Source organism: Rhizorhabdus phycosphaerae (assembly GCF_011044255.1).
GTDB classification, from domain to species: Bacteria; Pseudomonadota; Alphaproteobacteria; order Sphingomonadales; family Sphingomonadaceae; genus Rhizorhabdus; species Rhizorhabdus phycosphaerae.
On record NZ_CP049107.1, the window covers coordinates 2,405,730 to 2,428,000 of the forward strand.

Genomic DNA, 22,271 nt, shown 5'->3' on the forward strand with positions numbered 1-22,271 from the left:
CGGCCGTCGCGCGGCCGGTTCATTGCACATGTTCGTCGAGCCACAACGCATGGGCGTCGATCCGCAGCCGCGTGATGGCCCGATGCGCTTCCGCCCGGGCCTCTATCTCGGCCCGCCGCGTTTCCCGCGCCTGGCGACGCGCATAGAGCAGGTCGGCCAGATCGATATGGCCCAGCGCATTGCCCTGTTCGGTCCGACCTGCGGCAGCGTCCGCAGCGGCGGCGGCCTTCTCCATCTCGATCCAGGCCGCGTGGCGGCTGCGTGCGCCCGACAAATCCGCGCTGGCGGTCGCCTCGACCGACCGCTGTACCGCCGATAATTCGAAGCGCGCGGCGTCCGCTTCGGCCCCGGCCTGGTCCGCCAGCGCCCGCCGATGGCCCCCGCCGAGCGGGATCGACGCGACCACGCCGGCACCACGCTCCATCCCGCTCCGTTCGCTGAACATCCGCACGCCGAAGGACGGGTCCGCCATCCGGTCGGCACGCGCACGGCGGGCCAGCACGTCCATGCGCATCGCCTCGCGATCGGCGGCAACGATCTCGTGGCTGTTCTCGACCACCTTGTCGCGTAGCCGGTCGAGCCCACCGTCCGGCAGAACAGGAGCCGCAAGCGGCGGCGGGTCTTCGCCCATCACCAGATCGGGGAAATTGGCCGCCAGCTTCGCGCGTGCCTGTTCGCGCTCGGCAAGCGAGGCCGCAGCCTGCGCCTCGATCTGGCCGAGCGCGGCAACGGCCTGATCGACCTCCAGGTCCGATGCGTCGCGGAGCCGCCGCCGCAGCCGGACGGCCTCCACCGCCTTGCGCGCGAGGCCCGCGCTGTCGCGGTCGTTGCGATGGAGTTCGCCTGCGGTCAGCCAGTCGAACCAGAGCGTCGCCAGCTCCAGCGCCGTCTGGTGGCGGACATCCTCCATCCGGTTCTCGGCGACATCGACGCCGAGATTGCCTGCTTCACGGTCGAGCCCCGCCTTGCCCGGCAGGCGGAAGGGGCGGCTGACCGTCACGTCAAATTCGTCATAGCCACCCTCACGATCGACGCTTCGGCGAATATAGCTGCCGTTGACGACCGTTTCCTGTGCGCCACGCCGAAGCCCGACCCCCTGCGCGCGGGCTGCCTCCAGTCGGGCGCGCGCCGCCGCAACTGTGGGATGTCCGTCGAGCGCGGCCAGAACCTGGGGGGTGGGCGGCAGACTCGAAGCGGAATATGCCGGCGCAGCCGCCACCGCGGCCATGAGCGAGGCGGATGCCAGAAGGAGCATGATCCTCATCCGATCCTCCCGCGCGCCGACACCGGGGTCGCGAGCCAGCGAACCGGCCAGCGACGGCGTGCGCACTCGACCGCCGCCACCAGCGAAGCCCTCATCGCTTCGTCGACGACCAGTTCGACCGCGCTGCGCCGGAGCGTCGCCAGCACCTGCTCGCCGGTCCCGGCATCGCTGAAGTCACGGCCAAGCACCCGTTCGTCGCGTATGTGGACCGGGGCCTGCGCGACGCCGCGCAGAGCCTCGGCGATCACTTCGGCATCGGCGGACGCGCAATGGAAGCAGAGCAGCACCTCAGCCACGGGCGGCCTCCGTGCGGCTCTCGCCGAATCGTTCGTAGAGCATCGGCAGCAGGATCAGCGTCAGGAGGGTGGAGGTCACGAGCCCGCCGATTACCACGATCGCCAGCGGGCGCTGGATTTCGGACCCCGGTCCGGTCGCGAAGAGCAGCGGCACGAGGCCAAAGGCGGTGATGCTCGCCGTCATCAACACCGGGCGCAGGCGCCGTTCCGCGCCGAGCCGGACTGCCTGCGCCATCGGCAACCCCTCGTCGCGAAGCTGGCGAAAATAGGCGACCAGGACGAGGCCGTTCAAAACGGCGATGCCAAGCAGCGCGATGAAGCCGACCGACGCGGGAACCGAAAGATATTGGCCCGAGATCCACAGGCTGACGAGACCCCCGACCATGGCGAAGGGGATGTTGAGCAGGATGATCACGGCCGCCCTGAGCGAGCGGAGCGTGGCGAGCAGCACCCCGAAGATTAGCAGTAGCGCCCCAGGCACGACCAGCGCCAGCCGGGCAGAGGCGCGGCGCTGATTCTCGAACTGGCCACCCCAGACGATGCGGTAGCCGTGCGGCAGTGTCACTTTCGCCGCGACCGCTGCCTGCGCGTCGTCGACATAGCCGACGAGGTCGCGGCCCGAGACGAAGGCCTGGACGAGCGCGAAGCGCGATCCATTCTCATGATCGAGCTTGACCGGACCCTGCACCCGCTCGACCCGAGCCATATCGCTCACACGGGCAAGCGTGCCCTCGGGCGTGTGCAGTTGAAGGTCGGCAAATCGGGCCGGATCGGCGCGTAAACTCTCGTCGCCCCGGATCAGGATCGGAACGCGCTTCTGTCCCTCGGCGACCACCCCGGCGCGAACGCCCTCGACCTGTGCGCGCAGCGAATCCTGCAGCTGATCGATCGGCATGCCGAAGCGGCCGGCAGCGGCACGGTCGATGTCGAGGCGAAGATAGTCGACATTGGCATTGGCGACGGTCATCACCTCGGACGCGCCGTCGATTCCCGACAGAACGTGCTCCACCTGCCCGGCCAGATCGGCGAGCGTCGCGAGATCCGGGCCGAAGATCTTCACCGCCAGATCGCCCCGGGCACCGGTCAGCATTTCCGACACGCGCATCTCGATCGGCTGGGTGAAGGTCGGCTCGATCCCGGGCAGCCCCTCCATCGCCTTGCGCATCTCGGCGAGGACGAAGTCCTTGTCGCCGCGCCATTCGGACGCCGGCTTGAGCCGGATGAAATTGTCGGTTTCGTTGGGGCCCATCGGATCGAGCCCGATCTCGTCGGACCCGACCCGCGCGATCACTTCGCTGACCTCGGGGATCGCTTTCAACGTACGCCCGACGAGCAGGTCGTCGCGCACCGACTGGTCGAGGCTGATAGAGGGGAGCTTGCTCGTCTGGACGATCATCGACCCCTCGTCCATCGTCGGCATGAAGGTCTTGCCGACCGCGCCATAAGCGATGCCCGCGACGACCAGTCCCGCCGCCGAGAGGCCGTAGACGAGCCGCCGACGAGCGAAGGCCGCCTCGAGCAGCGCATGGTAACGCGGGTTGAGCCAGCGCATGATCCAGGGTTCGCCATGGTGGCCGCTCTTCAATCCATAGGAGGCGAGAACCGGCACCAATGTCAGCGCCAGCAGCAGCGAACCCGCGAGCGCGAAGACGATGGTGAGCGCAACCGGTGCGAACAGCTTGCCTTCCAGACCCTGCAACGACAGAAGCGGCAGGAAGACCAGCGCGATGATGACGATACCCGCCGTGACGGGCACGATCACCTCGGCTGTGGACCGGAAGACGAGATTGAGGCGCGGATGGCCCTCTTCATGGTCGCGGCCCAGTCGCTCGACGATATTCTCGACCACCACGACCGCCCCATCGACGAGCATGCCGATCGCTATAGCCAGCCCGCCGAGGCTCATAAGATTGGCGGACAGGCCCATGCCGCGCATGAACAGGAAGGTGATCAGCGCCGCCATCGGCAAGGTTACCGCGACGATCGCCGCCGCGCGCCAGTCGCCGAGGAACAGGATGAGGAGGATGACGACGAGGATCGTCGCCTCGATCAGCGCCTTTTCGACAGTACCGACCGCGCGCCCGATCAGGTCCGAACGATCGTAGAAGACATCGAGGTTCGTACCGGCGGGCAGGCCGCGTTCGACTTCGGCCAGCCGCGCGCGGACGCCATCGACCACCTGCCGTGCATCGGCTCCGCGCAGGGCGATCACCAGTCCCTGGACCGCCTCGTTCTTGCCATCTTTGGTGACCGCGCCATAGCGGGTGAGACTGCCCATACCGACCGAGGCAACGTCGCCCAGCCGCACGATGCGGCCGTTGCGGCTGGCGACCACCATCGAGGACAAGTCCTCCACGGAAGCGATCGCGCCGACCGACCGCACGATCAGCGCCTCCTCGCCGCTGGTCAGCCGGCCCGCACCGTCATTGCGGTTGCCGCGCTCGATAGCGCTGCGCAGCTCGTCGATCGACAGGCCGGCGCTCGCCAGTGCGACCGGGTCGGGGCGCACCTCGAAGCTGCGGACGAAGCCGCCCAGTGCATTGACGTCGGCGACGCCCGGTACCGTGCGAAGCGCAGGGCGGATCGTCCAGTCGAGCAGGTCGCGCTTCTCCTGCAGACCGAGCGGCCCCTCGATCGTGAACATGTAGACGTCGGACAGCGGGGTGGAGATCGGCGCGAGACCGCCGCTCACAGCGTCGGGCATGTCGGCCAGGACACCGCCCAGCCGCTCCGCCACCTGCTGGCGTGCCCAATAGATGTCGGTGCCGTCGACGAAATCGATGGTGACGTCGGCGATCGCATATTTGGCGGTGGACCGAAGGACCGCCTGGCGCGGAATGCCGAGCATCTCCATCTCGATCGGCGCGATCACGCGGCTCTCGACCTCTTCCGGCGTCATGCCGGGCGCCTTGAGGATGATCTTCACCTGCGTTTGCGCGATGTCCGGATAGGCATCGACCGGCAGGGTCGAGAAGGCCCAGCCGCCGAGCCCCGCCGTGGCGAGCGCCAGCATGACGACCAGCAGGCGATAGGACAGCGCCTGCGCGACGAGCGACCGCAACATCGATCAGCGCGCCAGAGCCAGCGCCTTGAGCGCGCTCGTGCCGGTTACGGCGATCAGCTCGCCCGGCTTCACGCCGGAGAGAAGCAGAGCCTGTCCATCGCTGGTCGCGCCACTGGAGACGGTGCGGATGCGGAAGCCGCTGCGGGTGCGGACGAAGACGACCTCATGCCCGTCCAAATTGGTGACCGCCCCTGCCGGCACCGAAACTGCGCCCGCGGGCGGCGGACCTTCGAGCGTCACGCTGGTCGCACGCCCGGCGATCACCCCCGGAGCCGCAGGCAGCTTCGCCTTGAGCATGATCGAGCGGGTGGCGGGGTCGATCGTGCTCCCGACCGAGGTCACCGTGCCGCGCGCGGTGCCGAGCCGGATGCCCATGCCGGGTCGCGCCTGACCCGCGAGCCGCTCGGGCAGCTGCGCCTCGACCTCGTAACGGTCGACCGCGTCGATGACATAAGGGGCACCGCTTCCATCCACCGGGTCGCCGGCCTGCAAGGCGGCCTTGGTGACCCGACCAGCAATGGGCGCGACCAGCGTATAGGTGCCGCTTCCACCCTGCCCGTTCACCAGGTTGAGGATGCGCGCCTTTTCGGCCACGTCGGCACGCGCCTCGGCGGCCTGCGCCTGTGCCTCGTCCAGGCGCGCACCGGCGACGACGCCGGCCTTCTGGAGCTGCGCCATGCGTTGCGCGCTGGAATGGGCGACGCCGAGCCGGGCTTTGGCGCGGGCGAGATCGCCGCTGAGCGAGACGATGTCGCGGCTGGAGATAATCGCCAGAGGCTGGCCGCGCCGAACGCTGTCGCCCTCGACTGCCATCGTGCGCACGACCACGCCGGGCAACGCGGCGGCGACTGCGATGCGCGCGCCGGGCGGCGGCACCACCACCGCCGGCAGCTGCGCGATCGGCGCGCTGTCGGCGACCGTCGCAGGCGCAGTCCTGATCGCGAGACGACTCAATTGTTCGGGCGTCAGCGTGAGGACATCGGATCGCGCGGCGGGGGCGGCATTGGCGCCGTCCGGCTGCGCCTCGAGCATGGGCTCACCCCCCATGCCCCACCACAGAAGTCCCGCAGCGACAGCCGCCGCAAGTCCCCCGATCGCATAGCCCCGATAATTTCGCATGCGCAGCGATTACAGCGCCAAGCTGACACCGGCCTGACGTGCCGGTCAGTTCGGCCGAAAATCGAGGATAAGCTCGCGCCGCCCCTGGTCGGTCGACAGACGCCCGCCGGCCGCCGCCATGATGCGGTCGGCAATGGCCAGGCCCAGTCCGGCGCCCGTGCGACTGGCATGGTCGGCGCGGCTGTGCCGCTGGACGAGGACGGCCAGTCGTTCGGGAGAGAGGCCCTCCCCTTCGTCGCGGACGCGCAGCGTCGCGCCAGGGCCCGCCGTGACGGTGACCGCGGCGCCCTCGGGCGTGGCGCGGATCGCATTTTCGACGAGGTTGCGCAGCGCTGCCGCAATCGCTTCGCGATGCCCATGGACGACGGGCGGCACGCCCACGGTTTCGATCGCGATATTGCGTCCGGCGTCGATCGCCTGCGCCGCCATCAGCGCAACGACCTCCTCGGCGATTTCCGGCAGGATGACCGCACGAGGGGGTTGCGCCGCAACGGCGCCTGAATCGACCTGCGCGAGCAGCATCAACTGGTCGATCAGCCTCCGCATGGCAGCGAGATCGCGCTTGAGCCGGGGCACGTCGGGATGATCGATGCGGTCCAGTTCGAGCGACAGGACGGCAAGCGGCGTGCGCAATTCGTGCGCCACGTCAGCGGCGAAGGCCTCATGCCGGGCCGCCGCATCGTCGAGCCGGCCGAGCAGCCGGTTCACGGCCTGGGCGAAAGGCAGCGCCTCTGCGGGAAAGCGACCGGTGTCTATCCGGATGCCGCGCTCCGTCCCCTGCGCGCTTTCAATCTCCTGTGCAGCATCGCCCAGCGGGGCGAAGGCGCGGCGGATCACCCAGAGGCTCGCAAAGGCGAGCGGAAGCACCAGCACGAGCACCGGCAGGCCGACATGCTCTGTCATTTCCTCGATCGCCAGATCGAGCGCCGGTCCGGGACCAAGGTCACGGAAGGAAAGGCCATATTCGAGCAAGACGCCGAACATCAGAAGCACCGTCCCGCCGGCGCCGATCAGCGACAGGCCCAGCCCCAGCCGGCGGATGACGGATCGCCGCGCCGGCATCAGTCGGATGCGCGAAGCATATAGCCCAGCCCCCTGATGGTGTGCAGCATCCCCCCGGCACCGGCCTGATCGAGGCGGCGGCGCAGACGCGAGACGATCGCCTCGACCGCATTGGGGGTGACCGGCTCGGCGAAGCTGTACAGGGCGTCTTCGATCGCGGAACGTCGAACCACCGTGCCGGCCTGACGCATGAGGATTTCGAGCAGATCGCCTTCCCGGCGGCCGAGGTCGAGCGCCCTGCCCTCGACGCTCGCCTTGCGGCTTGCGGTGTCGAACCGCAACGGGCCGTTTTCGAGCAGGCTGTTCGCGCGCGGGCCCGGCCGGCGGAGCAGCGCCCGGATCCGGGCTGCGATCTCATCGATCTCGGCAGGCTTGGTGACATAGTCGTCGGCGCCGGCGTCGAGCCCGGCGACGCGCTCCTCCAGCGAACCGCGTGCAGTGAGGATGAGCGCGGGTGCGCTTTCGCCCTCGCGGCGGCGCGCGGCGAGCCAGGCGACGCCATCCCCGTCGGGCAGGCCGAGATCGAGGATCAGCGCATCGTAGCGCGCGGCGGCGATGGCGGCATCGGCTTCGTCGAGCGACCGGGCCACGTCGCAGGCAAGGCCCCGCCTGGCCAGCCCCTCGGCCGTCAGCGCCGCGAGCCGCGCATTGTCCTCGACGATCAGCAGCCGCACGTACTTCTCCCGCGCGCCCTGCGGCGCGACCCGATCCCGCTACAGCAGACCAGCATGACGAGGCAATCTGACCTCAGCCTGACGCAAGGGCTCGCGCAATTCTATTGCGCGGCGGAAATTAGGGGCTAGGCTGCGCTCCCCATGACCGGCCGCGCACCAGAAGCCGGCCAGACAAGGGACATCCGCATGATATTCGGGCGCGTAAAGCCTCTCGACGCCATTCTCGCTACCGCAGCCAAGAAGTCGCTGCACCGGTCCTTGGGCCCCTTCCAGCTGACCATGCTGGGCATCGGCGGCATCATCGGCACCGGCATCTTCGTTCTCACCGCAGAAGCCGCCCAGAAGGCGGGGCCGGGCATGATGCTCGCCTTCGTTATCGCCGGTTTCGTCTGCGCCGTAGCGGCGCTCTGTTACGCCGAGATGGCGGCCATGGTGCCGGTCTCGGGCTCCGCCTATACCTATAGCTATGCCGTGATGGGCGAGCTGGTCGCCTGGATGGTCGGCTGGGCGCTCGTGCTGGAATATGCGATCGCGGCGGGCGCCGTCTCGGTCGGCTGGTCCGGCTATGTGGTCGGTCTGTTCCAGCATCTGACCGGCATAACCATACCCAAAACCTTCATTTTGGGACCGATCGATGGCGGCCTGATCAATATCCCGGCTGCGATAATCGCGCTGGTGGTGACCTGGCTGCTCGTCCTGGGCACCAAGGAAAGCGCGACGGTCAACGCCGTTTTGGTGGCGATCAAGGTGGCTGCGCTGACCCTCTTCGTCGTGCTCGCGCTGCCGGTGATGAACCTGCAGCATTTCGACCCCTTCGCCCCGCTCGGCTTCGCCGGCATCTCGGCGGCGGCGGCATCGATCTTTTTCGCCTATGTCGGCTTCGACGCGGTCTCGACCGCAGCCGAGGAGACGAAGAATCCGCAGCGCAACATGCCGATCGGCCTGATCGGCTCGCTCGGCATCTGCACCATCTTCTACATGCTGGTCGCCGCCGGCGTGATCGGCGGCGTGGGCGCCCAGCCGATGCTCGACAGCGCCGGCAACGCACTGCCGACCGGCTCGACCGAACTCGCCGCCGCCTGCTCGGCGATCGGCGACGCGAAGGTCGTCTGCTCGAAGGAAGCACTGGCCTGGACGCTGCGTGAAATCGGCTGGCCGCAGGTGGGCAATCTGATCGGCCTTGCCGCCGGCCTGGCGCTGCCCTCGGTCATCCTGATGATGATGTTCGGCCAGACCCGCATCTTCTTCGTGATGAGCCGCGACGGCCTGCTGCCCTCGGCCTTCTCGCGGGTGCATCCGAAGTACAAGACGCCGCACGTGGTGACGATCATGACCGGCGTGTTCGTGTCGATCTTCGCCGCGCTGTTCCCCGTGGGCGCGCTGGCGGACATCTCCAACTCGGGCACTCTGTTCGCCTTCGCGGCGGTTTCGATCGCGGTGCTCGTGCTGCGCCGGACCGACCCGACCCGCAAGCGGCCCTTCCGGACCCCGGCGGTGATGCTGGTGGCGCCGATCGCGGCGCTGGGCTGCGTCTATCTGTTCTTCAGCCTGTCGGTCTACACCGTGTCGCTGTTCTTCGGCTGGGCCGCGGTCGGCCTGGTCGTCTATTTCAGCTATGGCTATCGCAAGAGCAATCTCGGTCGGGGGATCATCGACACCCACGAGACCGATGCCGACGCACCGCCCCTGCCGGTGCCACCGGTCGACTGATCGGCCCAATGCGACAAATGCGAGAAGCCCGGCGAGAGCCGGGCTTCTTTCGTTTCAGCGCTGGTCGAGCCGGCTTGCGATCAGCCCGGCAAGATCCTCGTCCATCGGCAGGCGCGGCCCCATCTGCGCGATGATGCGGCCTGCGGCGATCGACCCCATGCGCAGGCAGGTCTCGATATCGCGCCCACGCGCCAGCCCGGCTAGAACGCCGGCTGCGAACAAGTCCCCCGCGCCGGTCGTGTCGACGATCGGGCCGAAGGGTTCGGCCGGCACAGCCACCCGCCGCCCGTCCTCGACCGCGATCGCGCCCTCGGCACCGCAGGTGGCGATCAGCAGCGGGACGCGCGCCGCGGCCCAGGCAAGGCCCGCCTCGAAGTCGGACCGGCCGCTCAGTTCGGCCAGTTCACCCTCATTGGCGAACAATATGTCGATCGTGCGCTGCTCGAGCAGCGCGACGAAATCGTCATGATGCTCACGGACGCAGAACTCGGACGACAGGGTGAAGGCCGTCCGACGGCCATGGCGGCGTGCCATGTCGAGCGCGGCGCGGCAGGCGGCGCGCGGCTCGTCGGTGCGCCACATATAGCCTTCGACATAGAGGATGGCCGTATCGGCCGCGATGCCGGCATCGAAGGCCGCGGCGGGCAGATATTCGGACGCCCCGATCGCGGTGTTCATCGTGCGGTGCCCGTCCGGGCTGACGATGATCAGGCAGCGGCCGGTGGGGGTATCGATCGGCGGCAGCGGGAAATCGATCCCGCTGGCGGTCATGTCGCCCGCGAAGAGCAGGCCCAGCCGGTCGCGGCCGACCTGCCCGACGAAAGCGAGCCGCAGGCCGAGCCGCGCAAGCGCCGCCATACTGTTCGCAGCGGAGCCGCCACAGACTTCCTCGCACAGCCCCATCGCCTCATGCAGGATCACCGCGCGATCAGGGTCGATCGGCTGCATCAGCCCGCGCTGGAGGCCCTGCGCGAACACGAACTGATCATCCTTGTGGCAGAGCACGTCGACCAGCGCATTGCCGATCGCGACGACATCATAGCGGGGTGGAATCATGCGCCTCCCCTAGTGCGAGACGCGGTGGGTGAAAAGGGCGCGACGATGGCCCGCGTCCGACCCGGTTTCGGGATGTTTCGCGGCAACGGTCTTGCGCGTGGACGCCAATGATGCTGATCGGCGCGCATGACGATGCGCCTGCTCCCGCTGACGATCCCCCTTGGCCTGCTCGCCGCCTGCGGCCCCGGCACGCCGCCGCCCGTGCTGACCCCGGCCCCGGTCGTACGGAACGAAGCGGGGCTTGATCGGGTGCTTGGCCGGGATGCCCGGGCGCTGATCGCTCTGTTCGGTACGCCCAACCAGGATGTCCGCGAGGGCACGGCCCGGAAGCTCCAATATGCCAGCGGCGTGTGCGTCCTCGACGCCTATCTCTATCCGCCGGCAGCGGGCCGGGAGGCCGTGGTGACGCATGTCGATGCACGGCTGCCCAATGGCGAGGACATCGACCGAGCCTCCTGCATCGCCGCGCTGAGCCGCCGACGCGAAGCGCGCTGATCCCTACAAGGCCAGACGATCGAGCACGGCTGGCAACAAGGCATCGACTGCCCTTTCGGCTGCTCCCTCGCCGGCACCGAACACCCCGCTGAGCGCCAGCTGCGCGAAGCCATGGACCATGGCCCAGGCGGCGAGAGACGCCGCAGCGTCCGCCTCGCATGGGCTCGCGCCCGCGGCGTCCTCGCCCCGCACGACCCGGTCGAGAATCAGGAAAGCGCGCTGGTTGGCGGCCTTCAGTTCGGCATCCTCGGCGTCCACCAGTCCCCGCCGCCAGATCAGGTCGAAGGCAGGGCGATGCGCGAGCGCGAAGCGGACATAGGCAATGCCCTGCGCGCGCAGGCGGGCGATGCGGTCGCAACCGACATCGGCCTGCTCCAGAGCATCGCCGAAGGACCGGCTTGTCACCGTGGCCAGTGCGGTCAACAGGCCGCGCGCATCGCCGAAATGATGGCCGGGCGCAGCCGGCGATACGCCCGCGCGCCGCGCCGCTTCCCGCAAGGAAAAGGCATCGGGTCCGCGTTCCTCGAGCACTGCGCGGGCGGCCTCGATCAGGGCATCGCGCAAGGTGCCATGATGATAGCTGGTTCTGCGCGCTATCTTGACACTGTTAACATTGTCGGTCATTGGCGATCTGTACAGTGTTAAGATGGGAGCTGCAACATGGGCCTGCCTGCACAGATCTTCTCGATCGCCAACCTGCTGGCCATGATTGCCTGGTTGGCCTTACTGGCAAGCCTTCCTTTCCCGTCGATTCGGCCGGTAACCAATCGGCTGGCCACGATCGCGGTGCCTCTGCTGCTCGCGTTCGCCTATGCAGCGCTCCTGGTGGGCGGAGGGCCCGCACCAGACGGCGGTGGCTTCGGCTCGATCGTCGAGGTCAGGGCTCTGTTCGCCGACGATGCCATGCTGACCGCCGGCTGGATTCACTATCTTGCCTTCGACCTGTTCGTCGGCGGCTGGATCGCACGCGACGCGGCGCGCCGATCGCTGCCCTGGTGGCTGCTGCCGCCCTGCCTGATCCTCTGCTTCCTGTTCGGCCCGACAGGCCTGCTCGCCTATATGCTGTTGCGGATGCTGCTCGGCCGGAGGACCGCGGCATGACTGCGGCTCTGGCATCTGGCGTGCAGGGCCGGCACGCACGCATCATCGCCGACCTGATGGAACGCGACCGGCTGCTCACCCGCTACGGACTTCTCCTCCTGGCTCTGTTCCCGATCGCCCTGTTGCTGCAGCCGATCGATCCGCGCCTGCTGGCCGGCGGGGTCGACCCGTGGGTCAAGCCGGCGAAGTTCCTGCTGTCGCTCGGGCTGTTCGCGCTGACCACGGCCTGGCTCACCGGCTATATTGCGCCCGATGCCCGCTCGACCCCGATGCTGCGTGCCAATCGCCTCCTGATCGTCGGCGCAGCGACATTCGAGCTCATCTATATCTGCCTGCAGGCAGCGCTCGGCCAGGAATCGCATTTCAACCGGGGCACGCCTGTCCACGCCGCGCTCTATGCGCTGATGGGGATCGGGGCGACGCTTCTGGTGGCGGCGATGCTGCCGATCGCGCTTCAGCTGCTGCGGCGGCCGGCAGCCGGACTGCGGCCGATCTTCGTCTTCGCCGTCGCCGCCGGCCTGGTGCTGACCTTCGTCCTCGGCGGAGGCCTGGGGCTCTACATGGGCGCGCAGACGAGCCACGCCGTCGGCATCGAGGGGCAAGGCCTGCCCCTGTTCGGATGGAACCGCCTTGGCGGCGATCTGCGCGTCGCGCATTTTCTCGGCATTCACGCCCAGCAGGCAATCCCGCTGCTCGGGCTGCTCGTCCGCGATCTCGATGGCCGAACCGGCTGGACGCTGCTGATCGGCGGGATCGCGCTCTACGTCGCCATCACGCTGGCGAGCTTCGCCCAAGCCCTGAGCGTCCTTCCCGCCCTAGCCATGTGATGGCGCGGTGACGCTCCCCGGTGCGGAGCGACCCCGCCGGCGCAGCATATGGCCGACCAGACCGAAACCGAGGATCAGCATCATCCACGTGCCCGGTTCGGGGGCGACGATCACCGCCTGGACGAGGAAGTCCTGCTTGCCGGCAACGGTCAGGGCCTGCAGCCCCTGGGCCAGCGGCGCCGACCCGTTGGCCGTGCTCACATAGTTCAGATAGGTCTGCGCCTGCGCCATGACCTGCGAGAAGTTCGACGAGGCCGGGGTCGTGAAATAGGTGTTGCCGCTGGTCACGTCGAACGGGTTGCTCGACGACTCGCTGACGATCTCCCACAGGGCAATCTGCAGCGCCGACGCCTGAACCATGGTCATCGGTGCGGAGAGATTGGGCGCGAACTGGCCGAACAGCTGCGAGATCTGCAGCGCCTTGCCGACGCCGATCCCTCCCGCAATGCTGCTTTTGCCTGCCTGCGCCAGCGGATCGACGGTATAGGTCGAGCTGCTGTTGAGAACGGCGTCCTCATAGGGTTCGACGCAGAAGGCGAAGAAACTATTGCCCGATCCCTGCAGCTGCAGCGTGTCTGTTCCACCGGTGCGGGTGAGGGTCGACAGACCGTTGAGAATCTGGCTGGCAAACGGCGTGCCGTTGGGGCGGATGCCCCGCATGGTGATGGTGTCGCCCGAACCGACGCTGTTGAGCGTCGCGATGATCGTACCGGCCGAGGCAGCGGAAGCGGAGCAAAGCCCCGCCGCCGCGAGCAACATGGTTAGCGCAAGGTCGCGCAGCCGCATCATGATATCGAATCCCCCACTTGGCCTTCAGATCTGGCCAATTCGTTTCACCGGTGGATCCAGCAAGAATCAGGCAATATCCCGGCCCATTGAAATCACGGCAAGATTCGCCGGCGCCTGCCGCAGCCTGTAAGATATTCCGACAAGCCGGACCTTCCAGCGGCGCTGCTCAGCGGTCGTGCAGGCGGCTGAGGTCGAGCAGGTCGGGGGTGATCCAGCCATTCACATAGTTGAGGTAGAAGAGACCGAAGGCCGTCGCCGACACGATCGTCGTCCACAGGAGCGTTCGCGGCACGGAGAAGCGCGGCGTGGCGCTTTCGACCTGCCCGGGGACGGCGGCCTCCGGCTCCGGGCTGCTGCGCAGCCGGAACGGGAGGACGAGGAACAGGCAACCCCACCAGAACAGCAGATAGATGGCGATGATCGACGTGATCTTCATGGCCTCGTCTCCCCGAATGCCCCGTCAGAGCCGGATGATCGACACATCGACGATGGGCTTCTTGCCGGTCCACGCGGTTGCCCGCCGGCGCACGGCCAGGCGAACGGCCTCGCGCATCTTGGCTTCGTCCCGGGCACCCTTGCGGATCGCGGCCTGGGCGGCATCGGCAGCGTCCGACAGGAAGGCCTCTCGATCCTCCTCGACCGGCAGGCCCTGGATCTGCAGCGACGGTTCGCCGCGCAGTCGATCGCCCTTGTCGAGCACGATCGTCACCCCGACGAAACCATATTGGGCGATGCGACGGCGCTCGTTCATCGTCGCCCCGTCGGCCGGCAGAATGACGTCGCCGTCGAGGACGAGGCGCCCGGTGCGTTCCTGCCCTATCGCCTTCGGCCCATCGGGCGCGAGCCGCACGACGGTGCCATTCTGCTGGACGATGCCATGGGGAACGCCGTGCGCCTTGGCGAAGCGTGCCTGCTCGGCCATGTGGCGCAGTTCGCCATGGACGGGCAGAATGATCTCCGGGCGAATCCAGTCGTACATCGCCGCCAGCTCGGGCCGTCCCGGATGGCCCGAGACATGGACGTCGGCCTGGCGCTCGGTGATCATCTCGATTCCCTTGGCGGCCAGCGCGTTCTGAATCCGGCCGATCGCAATCTCATTGCCGGGGATCTGCTTGGACGAAAAGACCACCGTATCGCCCGCCGACAGCTTGACCGGATGACTGTCGAAGGCGATGCGCGAGAGAGCCGCGCGCGCCTCGCCCTGCCCGCCGGTAGCGATGATCATCACCTCGCGCGGGGGCAGCCGCATCGCATCCTCGACATCGATCAGCGGCGGGAAATCCTTGAGATAGCCGCTCGACTTGGCGACACGGATAATCCGGTCGAGCGAGCGGCCCGCGACGCACAGCTTGCGCCCGGTATCGTTCGCTACCTCGCCCAGAGTCTGCAGTCGGGCCGCGTTCGACGCGAAGGTCGTGACCAGCACCCGCGCCTTGCACGCGCCGATGACCTCGTCGAGACCCTTGCGCACCGAGGCTTCGGACCCCGACGCCTCGGCGTTGAACACATTGGTCGAATCGCAGACGAGGGCGAGCACGCCCTTGTCGCCGATCGCGGTCAGCTCCTCGGCGGTCGAGGGAATGCCCAGAACCGGTGCATCGTCGATCTTCCAGTCGCCGGTGTGGAAGATGCGCCCATAGGGCGTGTCGATCAGCAGCGCATTGCCCTCGGGGATCGAGTGGGCGAGCGGAACATAGGTGAAGCCGAACGGCCCGAGCGCAAAGCTTCCCTCATTCTCGATCACGTTGAGCTCGACCTTGTCGGTGATACCCTCTTCGTCGAGCTTTCCCCGGATCAGTTCGGCGGTGAACTTCGTCGCATAGAGCGGGACGCCAAGGTCGGCAGCGAGATAGGGAATCGCGCCGATATGATCCTCATGCCCATGGGTGAGGACGATGCCGAGCAGATCGTCGGCGCGTTCCTCGATGAAGGCGAGATCGGGCAGGATCAGCTCGACGCCGGGATAGCCGGGATCGGCGAAGGTGAGGCCCAGATCGACCATCACCCACTTACCCTGGGTTCCATAGAGATTGACGTTCATGCCGATCTCCCCGGAGCCGCCAAGCGCCAGGAAGAGCAGTTCGTTACCGGGTTTCGTCACTTAGAAAATTGTCCAATCTGTCAAAGCCGGGCCTTCAGCCGGTCATACATGATGCCGAGGCCCTGGATGGTGAGGTCGGGCTCGATGCTGTCGAACAATTTGACATGGCGTTCGAACAGCGGCGCGAGTCCGCCGGTTGCGATGATCTTCACGGGGCGTCCGACCTCGGCCTTCATGCGGCCGACCAGCCCCTCGATCATCGAGACATAGCCGAAATAGATGCCGACCAGCATCTGGCTTGTGGTGGTGCGGCCGATCACGCTCGCGCTATCGGGCGCCTCGATCGCGATGCGCGGCAGTTTCGCGGCGGCCCCGACCAGCGCGTCGAGCGACAGATTGATGCCGGGCGCGATGATGCCGCCCTTGTAGGCGCCGGTATAGTCGACCACGTCGAAGGTCGTCGCGGTGCCGAAATCGATTACGATCAGGTCGCCCGGGTGGCGCCGATGCGCTGCGATGACGTTGACCGCGCGGTCGGCGCCGACATTCTGCGGCTCGTCGACGTCGAGGGTGATGCCCCAGTCGACCGGCGGCCGCCCCGCGACAAGGGCGGTGACGCCGAAATATTTGCTCGCGAGCACCTCCAGATTGTGCAGCGCGCGCGGGACGACGGTCGCGACGATCACGGCATCGACCACCGACCTGTCATGGCCTTCGAGCTGGAGCAGCTGGTGCAGCCACACCGCATATTCGTCGGCCGTGCGACGAGGATCGGTCGCGATACGCCAGCGCGCCTTGATCGCGTCGCCGTCGACCAGAGCGAAAACGATGTTGGTATTTCCTGCGTCGATCGCAAGCAGCATGGCGCGTGTGAGTCCTTCCTTCGGGGCGCCTATAGCAGGAAAACGTCGCCTGCGTGCACCTGATGCACATGTCCGTCGGGGCAGCGCAGCTTCAGCGCGCCTTCGGGGCTCAAGCCGTCGAACAACCCTTCCACCGCGCCATCGGGTGCCTGGACCCGAAGTGCGGTTCCGATCGGATGAGCTCGGCTCTGCCAGCGATCGAGGATCGCGGGCAGCCCTTCGCCGCGCCAGCGGCCGAGCCACGCGGCGAAGCTGCTGGCGAGTTCCTCGGCAAAGTCCGCCGGCGAGGGCGGCGCGAGGCCAAGACCGGCCAGGCTGGTGGTTGCGCGGTCGAGCCCGAGCGGATGATGGGCGAGGTTCACCCCGATTCCTACGACGACCGCGTCATCCGCGCCCTCCAGCAATATGCCTGACAGCTTGGCACCGTCGACGAGCAGATCGTTCGGCCATTTGATCGAGAGTCGCTCCGGCCCGGTCCAGGCCTGCAACAGAGCGTCGAGCGCGACCGCCGCGACGAAGGCGAGGCTCGACGGGGGCGGATCGCCGGACAAGCGGCGCACGAATGTCGAACCGTAGAAATTGCCCGGCGGCGAGACCCAGGGACGGCCCTGCCGCCCGCGCCCTCCGGTCTGCGCGTCTGCGCGAATCCAGCTCCCCTCGGGCGCACCAGCACGGGCCAGCGCGGCAGCGTCTGCGTTCGTCGATCCGGTCTCGGCGATGTGGCGGATGTTCGGTGTCATGATTCCGCGCCTTCCGCCACCACAGGCCAGACAGCCGAAGAGCGCGCGGCCATTGGCCACGCGCCTGTTCGGCAGCCCGCTACTGCGTCGATCAGAATAGCGCGCGTGCCGCCGTCATGCTCGTCGCGTCGAGCAACGGAATGGCAAGATAGCCGAGCGGAGAGACGGCCAGGGCGGTCAGGACGATGATGCCACCTTCGAGGCGCGAGTCTGCCGGCGCATAGCCTTCGGCCGGCTCGTCGAAGTAGATCGTCTTGACGATCTTCAGATAATAGAAGGCTCCGATCACCGAGGTGGCGATACCGATCATCGCAAGCGGCCAGTAGCCGGCCCGGACCAGCGCATCGAACACCAGGAACTTCGGCCAGAAGCCGAACAGCGGCGGAATGCCCGCGAGGCTGAACATGAAGATGGCGAAGGCGGCGGCGAGGCCGGGCCGCGTACGCGACAGGCCGGAGAGGCTGGCGATCGCTTCGACCGGGCGACCGTCGGCATCGCGCATCTGCAGAAGGCAGGCGAAGCTGCCAAGCGTCATGGCGACATAGACCGCCATATAGGTGAGCGTCGCGGCGATGCCGTCGGCGGTGCCCGCAGCAAGACCGAACAGGGCAAAGCCGACATTGTTGATCGACGAATAGGCGAGCAGCCGCTTGATGTTCGACTGGCCGATCGCGGCGACACCGCCCACGATCGTGGAGGCAAGTGCAGCGAAGACGACGATCTGGCGCCACTGGTCGGTGGCCGAACCCATCGCTTCGACCGAGACCCGCATCAGCAGCGCCATGGCGGCGACCTTCGGCGCCGAGGCGAAGAAGGCGGTGACCGGCGTCGGCGAGCCTTCATAGACGTCCGGCGTCCACATGTGGAACGGCACCGCCGAAATCTTGAAGGCGAGGCCGGCGAGGACGAAGACGAGACCGAACATCGTCCCGATACCGATCCCCTTCGACATGGCGTCTGAGATGCCGGCGAACAGTGTGGTGCCGGTGAAGCCATAGAGCAGCGAGATGCCGTAGAGCAGGATGCCCGACGCCAGCGCACCGAGGACGAAATATTTGAGTGCGGCTTCAGCCGCGCGCGTGTCGCGGCGCAGGAAGCCGGCGAGGACATAAGCCGACAGCGACTGGAGTTCCAGACCGACATACAGCGTCAGCAGGTCGCCCGCCGAGACCATCATGCCCATGCCGACTGCGGACAGCAGGATCAGCACCGGATATTCGGCGCGATAACCGCCGGCCCGGGCGAAGAAGCCGGGGGCCAGCAGCACCGAGACCGCCGCCGCGATATAGATCAGAAGCTTGGCGAAGGCCGCAAAGCTGTCGGCAATGTACAGTCCGTCGAAGCCCGGACCGCCATTTCCGGCAGGACCGGTGAGCGAGAAGGCCGCTGCGCCGAACAGCGCGACCGCGCCCCAGCCGATCGCGCGGGACAGGCCGTCTCCACCGAAGGCGCCGACGAGGAGCAGCAGCATCGCCCCGATCGACAGGATCAGTTCGGGGACAGTGAGAGCGAGGGAGGCGGTAATCGACATCAGTGGTGCGCCTCCGCATGCGCCGACGCTTGAGCTGGAACAGGACCGACGACGACCTTGGCGTCGCCATGGGGAGCCGTGGGCGCGAGCCGGGCGAGAATCGCGCCGACATCGTTGCGCATCGGCGCGAGGAAGCTTTCCGGATAGACGCCCATCCAGAGGGTGGCTGCCGCGAGCGGGGCGAGGATCGCCATTTCGCGCGCGGTCAGGTCGGGCATGGTCGCCGCTTCCGCCGTCCGCGCCGAGCCATAGGCGATGCGCGCATAGAGGTAGAGCATATAGGCGGCGCCAAGGATCACGCCCGTCGTGGCGACGAAGCCGACCCAGGACGAAATCTCGTAGGCGCCGACCAGCGACAGGAATTCGCCGACGAAATTGCTCGTGCCGGGCAGGCCAACCGAGGCCATGGTGAACAGCAGGAACAGCATCGCATATTTGGGCATGTTGTCGGAGAGACCGCCGTAGCGGGAAATCTCACGGGTGTGCATGCGATCGTATATCACGCCGACGCACAGGAACAGCGCGCCCGAGACGAGACCGTGGCCCAGCATGACCATGAGCGCGCCTTCGAGGCCCTGGCGGTTGAAGGCGAACAGGCCGATCGTAACGAAGGCCATATGGGCGACCGACGAATAGGCGATCAGCTTCTTCATGTCCTCCTGCACCAGCGCGATCAGCGAGGTGACCACCACGGCGACCATCGAGAGGCCCATCACCAGCCACATCAATTCGGCCGATGCTACCGGGAACATCGGCAGCGAGAAGCGGACGAAACCGTAACCGCCCATCTTCAGCAGCACGCCGGCAAGGATGACCGAACCCGCGGTCGGTGCCTGGACGTGCGCGTCGGGAAGCCAGGTGTGGACCGGCCACATCGGCATCTTCACCGCGAAGGAGGCGAAGAAGGCGAGGAACAGCCAGGTCTGCGCTTCCGGCGGGAAGTCATAGGCCATGAGCGTCGGGATGAAGGTCGTGCTGGCCTCGTTCACCATCCACAGCATCGCGATCAGCATCAGCACCGATCCGAGCAGCGTGTAGAGGAAGAATTTGTAGCTGGCGTAGATCCGGTCGGCGCCGCCCCAGATGCCGATGATCAGATACATCGGGATCAGGCCGGCTTCGAAGAAGATGTAGAAGAGGAACAGGTCCTGCGCCGCGAAGACGCCGATCATCAGCGTCTCCATGAGCAGGAAGGCGGCCATATATTCGGGCACGCGCTTCTCGATCGCCTCCCAGGAGGCGGCGATGCAGATCGGCATCAGGAAGACCGACAGGACGATCAGCAGCAGCGCGATGCCGTCGATGCCGAGCGCCCAGGCGAAGCGCCCGAACAGAGCGACATGCTCGGTAAACTGCCACTGGGCGCCGCCGACCTCATACTGGTTCCACAGCAGCAGGCCGAGCGCGAGATCGACGAAGGTCACGAGGAGCGCGATCCAGCGCGCCCCCTTGTCCCCGGCGAACAGACAGGCGAACGCAGCCACCAGCGGCAGCGCGATCATCAGGGAAAGGATCGGAAAGCCCATCGCGTCAGCCCACAATCGCCCAGGTGGCCGCGGCCGCAAGGCCGAGCAGCATCACCAGTGCATAGGTATAAAGGTAGCCCGACTGCGCCGCCCGCGCGATCGTGCCGGTGCGGACCACCAGCGCCGCGACGCCGTTGGGACCGAAGCGGTCGATCGTGCCCTGGTCGCCCTTCTTCCAGAAGAAGCGGCCGAGCCAGAAGGCCGGTACGACGAACAGATAGTGGTAGAGTTCGTCGAAATACCATTTGTGCAGCAGGAAGTCGTAGAGGACCCGGAACTGCGCGGTGAAGCGCGCCGGAACGCTCGTGTCGAGGATATAGGCCCACAGCGCGATCAGGAAACCGGTGACCATCACGACGGTCGCCGACAGCTTCACCCACAGCGGGACCTGGTGCATCGCATGCATCAGATGCTCGTCGAACATCAGGCTGCCGGCCCAGAAGGCGGCACCATGTTCGGCTTCGATGAAATAGGGCGCCCAGATCCAGCCCGCGAAGATCGCGCCGAGCGTCAGAACGACGAGCGGGATCAGCATCGGGAAGGGGCTCTCGTGCGGATGATAGCCGGCGTCGCCCTCGAGCGCATGACCATGACCATGATCGTCATGACCATGGGCGCCGTGCGCATCATGGGCGTGCGGATCGTGGCCGGCATCTTCCTGCGCAGGGGCGTCGTGGTCATGGCCGTGGCCATGCGCATCGTGCACCGCATGCTGGATATGCTCGGAGCCCGCCCAGCGCGGCTTGCCGTAGAAGGTCAGGAAGACCAGGCGCCAGGAATAGAAGCTGGTCAGCAGCGCCGCGAACACCGCGATGGCGAAGGCGAAGCCGCCCGATGCCGTGCCGCTGGCGAAGGCCGCCTCGATGATCGCGTCCTTCGAATAGAAACCGGCAAAGCCGAAGATGCCGATGACGCCGACGCCTGTGATGGCGAGCGTACCCGCCATCATGGCGAAGAAGGTCAGCGGGATATGCTTCCGCAGGCCGCCATAGAAACGCATGTCCTGCTCATGGTGCATCGCATGGATCACCGAACCCGCGCCGAGGAACAGCAGCGCCTTGAAGAAGGCGTGGGTGAACAGGTGGAACATCGCCGCGCCATAGGCGCCGACGCCTGCCGCCATGAACATGTAGCCGAGCTGCGAGCAGGTCGAATAGGCGATCACGCGCTTGATGTCGGTCTGGGTCGTACCGACCGTCGCCGCGAACAAAGCGGTGGCCGCACCGACATAGGTGACGACATGCATCGCGGTCTGGCTGACCTCGAACATCGGCGACAGGCGGCAGACCATGAAGACGCCTGCGGTGACCATCGTCGCGGCGTGGATCAGCGCCGACACCGGGGTCGGGCCTTCCATCGCGTCGGGAAGCCAGGTGTGCAGGCCGAGCTGCGCCGACTTGCCCATCGCACCGACGAACAGCAGCAGGCAGATCAGCGTCATCAGGTCGACGCGTGCGCCGAGGAAGCCGATCGAGGCATTGGCATAGCCGGGCGCGGCCGCGAGAATCTCGGGGATCGAGACGGTGCCGAACACCAGAAAGGTCGCGAAGATGCCGAGCGAGAATCCGAAATCGCCGACGCGGTTGACGACGAACGCCTTGATCGCGGCCTGATAGGCGGATTTCTTGTGGTACCAGAAGCCGATCAGCAGATAGGAGGCGAGACCGACGCCTTCCCAGCCGAAGAACATCTGTACCAGGCTGTCCGAGGTCACGAGCATCAGCATCGCGAAGGTGAACAGCGACAGATAGGCGAAGAAGCGGGGCTGGCTCGGATCCTCGGCCATATAGCCCCAGCTATACAGATGGACGAGGCTCGACACGGTCGTGACGACGACCAGCATGACCGCCGTCAGCGTGTCGACGCGCAGCGCCCAGTCGACGGCGAGGTCGCCCGACTGGATGAAGGTCAGGACCGGCACGACATGCGCAGTGGCAGTGCCCGCCATGAAGTCGATGAACACAGGCCAGCTGAGCGCGCAGGACGCGAACAGCGCGCCCGTCGTGATGCACTTGGCGACAGTGTTGCCGAGCATGCGGTTGCCGAGACCGGCGACGATCGCGGCCAGCAGCGGCAGGAAGACGATGGCGGTAATCATGCCGCGAAGCTCCCG

General features: G+C 67.1%; 20 protein-coding genes. 4 read left to right on the forward strand and 16 right to left on the reverse strand.

Annotated elements, in window-relative coordinates; genetic code table 11:
- Positions 1–19: 19 nt before the first annotated feature.
- Genes G6P88_RS11030 through G6P88_RS11055 form a run of 6 tightly spaced genes read right to left on the reverse strand, consistent with a single transcriptional unit; the run spans position 20 to position 7,479 of the window.
- Positions 20–1,264, reverse strand: coding sequence for a TolC family protein (locus G6P88_RS11030; RefSeq protein WP_165323198.1), 1,245 nt, complete (start codon positions 1,262–1,264; stop codon positions 20–22).
- A complete protein-coding gene (locus tag G6P88_RS11035) occupies positions 1,261–1,560 on the reverse strand; it encodes a P-II family nitrogen regulator (protein ID WP_165323199.1) in 300 nt (99 codons plus the stop codon). The genes G6P88_RS11030 and G6P88_RS11035 overlap by 4 nt, the downstream gene beginning before the upstream one ends.
- Entirely contained in the window at positions 1,553–4,624 is a 3,072-nt protein-coding gene (locus G6P88_RS11040) for an efflux RND transporter permease subunit (protein ID WP_165323200.1), read from the reverse strand. The genes G6P88_RS11035 and G6P88_RS11040 overlap by 8 nt, the downstream gene beginning before the upstream one ends.
- A gap of 3 nt (positions 4,625–4,627) precedes the next feature.
- On the reverse strand, positions 4,628–5,743 hold the full coding sequence (locus tag G6P88_RS11045) for an efflux RND transporter periplasmic adaptor subunit (RefSeq protein ID WP_165323201.1): 1,116 nt from the start codon (positions 5,741–5,743) through the stop codon (positions 4,628–4,630).
- Positions 5,744–5,788: 45 nt separating this feature from the next.
- On the reverse strand, positions 5,789–6,805 hold the full coding sequence (locus G6P88_RS11050) for a sensor histidine kinase (protein WP_165323202.1): 1,017 nt from the start codon (positions 6,803–6,805) through the stop codon (positions 5,789–5,791).
- On the reverse strand, positions 6,805–7,479 hold the full coding sequence (locus G6P88_RS11055) for a response regulator (protein WP_165323203.1): 675 nt from the start codon (positions 7,477–7,479) through the stop codon (positions 6,805–6,807). Before G6P88_RS11055 ends, G6P88_RS11050 begins: the two co-directional genes overlap by 1 nt.
- 186 nt (positions 7,480–7,665) lie before the next feature.
- Between G6P88_RS11055 and G6P88_RS11060 the strand changes: the two genes are divergently transcribed.
- The gene (locus G6P88_RS11060; RefSeq protein WP_165325135.1) at positions 7,666–9,189 is read left to right on the forward strand and encodes an amino acid permease; all 1,524 of its coding nucleotides are present in this window, start codon (positions 7,666–7,668) and stop codon (positions 9,187–9,189) included.
- 54 nt (positions 9,190–9,243) lie between these two features.
- On the opposite strand, the gene G6P88_RS11065 is transcribed toward G6P88_RS11060, so the two are convergent.
- Positions 9,244–10,245, reverse strand: a complete 1,002-nt coding sequence (locus tag G6P88_RS11065; protein WP_165323204.1) for an adenosine kinase — start codon at positions 10,243–10,245, stop codon at positions 9,244–9,246.
- 126 nt (positions 10,246–10,371) lie between these two features.
- Here G6P88_RS11065 and G6P88_RS11070 point away from each other — a divergent pair, with 126 nt between their 5' ends.
- Positions 10,372–10,740, forward strand: a complete 369-nt coding sequence (locus G6P88_RS11070) for a hypothetical protein (RefSeq protein WP_165323205.1) — start codon at positions 10,372–10,374, stop codon at positions 10,738–10,740.
- Between the two features lie 3 nt (positions 10,741–10,743).
- Here the strand turns inward: G6P88_RS11070 and G6P88_RS11075 are convergent, their stop codons facing one another.
- Positions 10,744–11,364, reverse strand: a complete 621-nt coding sequence (locus G6P88_RS11075; protein WP_165323206.1) for a TetR/AcrR family transcriptional regulator — start codon at positions 11,362–11,364, stop codon at positions 10,744–10,746.
- Positions 11,365–11,400: 36 nt separating this feature from the next.
- On the opposite strand from G6P88_RS11075, the gene G6P88_RS11080 reads away from it, so the two are divergent.
- Both G6P88_RS11080 and G6P88_RS11085 read left to right on the forward strand, forming a co-directional pair.
- Complete coding sequence (locus G6P88_RS11080; protein WP_165323207.1) at positions 11,401–11,841, forward strand: ABA4-like family protein; 441 nt, start codon at positions 11,401–11,403, stop codon at positions 11,839–11,841.
- A complete protein-coding gene (locus G6P88_RS11085; RefSeq protein ID WP_165323208.1) occupies positions 11,838–12,668 on the forward strand; it encodes a hypothetical protein in 831 nt (276 codons plus the stop codon). The genes G6P88_RS11080 and G6P88_RS11085 overlap by 4 nt, the downstream gene beginning before the upstream one ends.
- On the opposite strand, the gene G6P88_RS20320 is transcribed toward G6P88_RS11085, so the two are convergent.
- The 8 genes from G6P88_RS20320 to nuoL all read right to left on the reverse strand — a co-directional run bounded on the left by G6P88_RS20320 (position 12,657) and on the right by nuoL (position 22,256).
- Positions 12,657–13,457, reverse strand: a complete 801-nt coding sequence (locus tag G6P88_RS20320; RefSeq protein ID WP_165323209.1) for a PEPxxWA-CTERM sorting domain-containing protein — start codon at positions 13,455–13,457, stop codon at positions 12,657–12,659. The genes G6P88_RS11085 and G6P88_RS20320 overlap by 12 nt on opposite strands.
- A 166-nt stretch (positions 13,458–13,623) precedes the next feature.
- The gene (locus G6P88_RS11095) at positions 13,624–13,893 is read right to left on the reverse strand and encodes a DUF1467 family protein (RefSeq protein ID WP_165323210.1); all 270 of its coding nucleotides are present in this window, start codon (positions 13,891–13,893) and stop codon (positions 13,624–13,626) included.
- Positions 13,894–13,917: 24 nt separating this feature from the next.
- A complete protein-coding gene (locus tag G6P88_RS11100; protein WP_165325136.1) occupies positions 13,918–15,498 on the reverse strand; it encodes a ribonuclease J in 1,581 nt (526 codons plus the stop codon).
- Between the two features lie 80 nt (positions 15,499–15,578).
- Positions 15,579–16,361, reverse strand: a complete 783-nt coding sequence (locus G6P88_RS11105) for a type III pantothenate kinase (RefSeq protein WP_165323211.1) — start codon at positions 16,359–16,361, stop codon at positions 15,579–15,581.
- Between the two features lie 29 nt (positions 16,362–16,390).
- A complete protein-coding gene (locus G6P88_RS11110; protein WP_165323212.1) occupies positions 16,391–17,101 on the reverse strand; it encodes a biotin--[acetyl-CoA-carboxylase] ligase in 711 nt (236 codons plus the stop codon).
- 91 nt (positions 17,102–17,192) lie between these two features.
- Entirely contained in the window at positions 17,193–18,632 is a 1,440-nt protein-coding gene (gene nuoN / locus G6P88_RS11115; RefSeq protein ID WP_165323213.1) for an NADH-quinone oxidoreductase subunit NuoN, read from the reverse strand.
- Entirely contained in the window at positions 18,632–20,158 is a 1,527-nt protein-coding gene (locus G6P88_RS11120) for an NADH-quinone oxidoreductase subunit M (protein WP_165323214.1), read from the reverse strand. The genes nuoN and G6P88_RS11120 overlap by 1 nt, the downstream gene beginning before the upstream one ends.
- A gap of 4 nt (positions 20,159–20,162) precedes the next feature.
- Positions 20,163–22,256, reverse strand: a complete 2,094-nt coding sequence (nuoL, locus tag G6P88_RS11125; RefSeq protein ID WP_165323215.1) for an NADH-quinone oxidoreductase subunit L — start codon at positions 22,254–22,256, stop codon at positions 20,163–20,165.
- Between the last annotated feature and the right edge of the window lie 15 nt (positions 22,257–22,271).

What these genes read in the sequence shown, in the direction of transcription:
- G6P88_RS11030 (WP_165323198.1), bottom strand. Translation starts at nt 1,264, where the DNA reads ATGAGGATCATGCTCCTTCTGGCATCCGCCTCGCTCATGGCCGCGGTG.
- G6P88_RS11040 (WP_165323200.1), bottom strand. Translation starts at nt 4,624, where the DNA reads ATGTTGCGGTCGCTCGTCGCGCAGGCGCTGTCCTATCGCCTGCTGGTC.
- G6P88_RS11045 (WP_165323201.1), bottom strand. Translation starts at nt 5,743, where the DNA reads ATGCGAAATTATCGGGGCTATGCGATCGGGGGACTTGCGGCGGCTGTC.
- G6P88_RS11050 (WP_165323202.1), bottom strand. Translation starts at nt 6,805, where the DNA reads ATGCCGGCGCGGCGATCCGTCATCCGCCGGCTGGGGCTGGGCCTGTCG.
- G6P88_RS11060 (WP_165325135.1), top strand. Translation starts at nt 7,666, where the DNA reads ATGATATTCGGGCGCGTAAAGCCTCTCGACGCCATTCTCGCTACCGCA.
- G6P88_RS11065 (WP_165323204.1), bottom strand. Translation starts at nt 10,245, where the DNA reads ATGATTCCACCCCGCTATGATGTCGTCGCGATCGGCAATGCGCTGGTC.
- G6P88_RS11070 (WP_165323205.1), top strand. Translation starts at nt 10,372, where the DNA reads ATGACGATGCGCCTGCTCCCGCTGACGATCCCCCTTGGCCTGCTCGCC.
- G6P88_RS11075 (WP_165323206.1), bottom strand. Translation starts at nt 11,364, where the DNA reads ATGACCGACAATGTTAACAGTGTCAAGATAGCGCGCAGAACCAGCTAT.
- G6P88_RS11080 (WP_165323207.1), top strand. Translation starts at nt 11,401, where the DNA reads ATGGGCCTGCCTGCACAGATCTTCTCGATCGCCAACCTGCTGGCCATG.
- G6P88_RS11085 (WP_165323208.1), top strand. Translation starts at nt 11,838, where the DNA reads ATGACTGCGGCTCTGGCATCTGGCGTGCAGGGCCGGCACGCACGCATC.
- G6P88_RS20320 (WP_165323209.1), bottom strand. Translation starts at nt 13,457, where the DNA reads ATGATGCGGCTGCGCGACCTTGCGCTAACCATGTTGCTCGCGGCGGCG.
- G6P88_RS11095 (WP_165323210.1), bottom strand. Translation starts at nt 13,893, where the DNA reads ATGAAGATCACGTCGATCATCGCCATCTATCTGCTGTTCTGGTGGGGT.
- G6P88_RS11100 (WP_165325136.1), bottom strand. Translation starts at nt 15,498, where the DNA reads ATGAACGTCAATCTCTATGGAACCCAGGGTAAGTGGGTGATGGTCGAT.
- G6P88_RS11105 (WP_165323211.1), bottom strand. Translation starts at nt 16,361, where the DNA reads ATGCTGCTTGCGATCGACGCAGGAAATACCAACATCGTTTTCGCTCTG.
- G6P88_RS11110 (WP_165323212.1), bottom strand. Translation starts at nt 17,101, where the DNA reads ATGACACCGAACATCCGCCACATCGCCGAGACCGGATCGACGAACGCA.
- nuoN (WP_165323213.1), bottom strand. Translation starts at nt 18,632, where the DNA reads ATGTCGATTACCGCCTCCCTCGCTCTCACTGTCCCCGAACTGATCCTG.
- G6P88_RS11120 (WP_165323214.1), bottom strand. Translation starts at nt 20,158, where the DNA reads ATGGGCTTTCCGATCCTTTCCCTGATGATCGCGCTGCCGCTGGTGGCT.
- nuoL (WP_165323215.1), bottom strand. Translation starts at nt 22,256, where the DNA reads ATGATTACCGCCATCGTCTTCCTGCCGCTGCTGGCCGCGATCGTCGCC.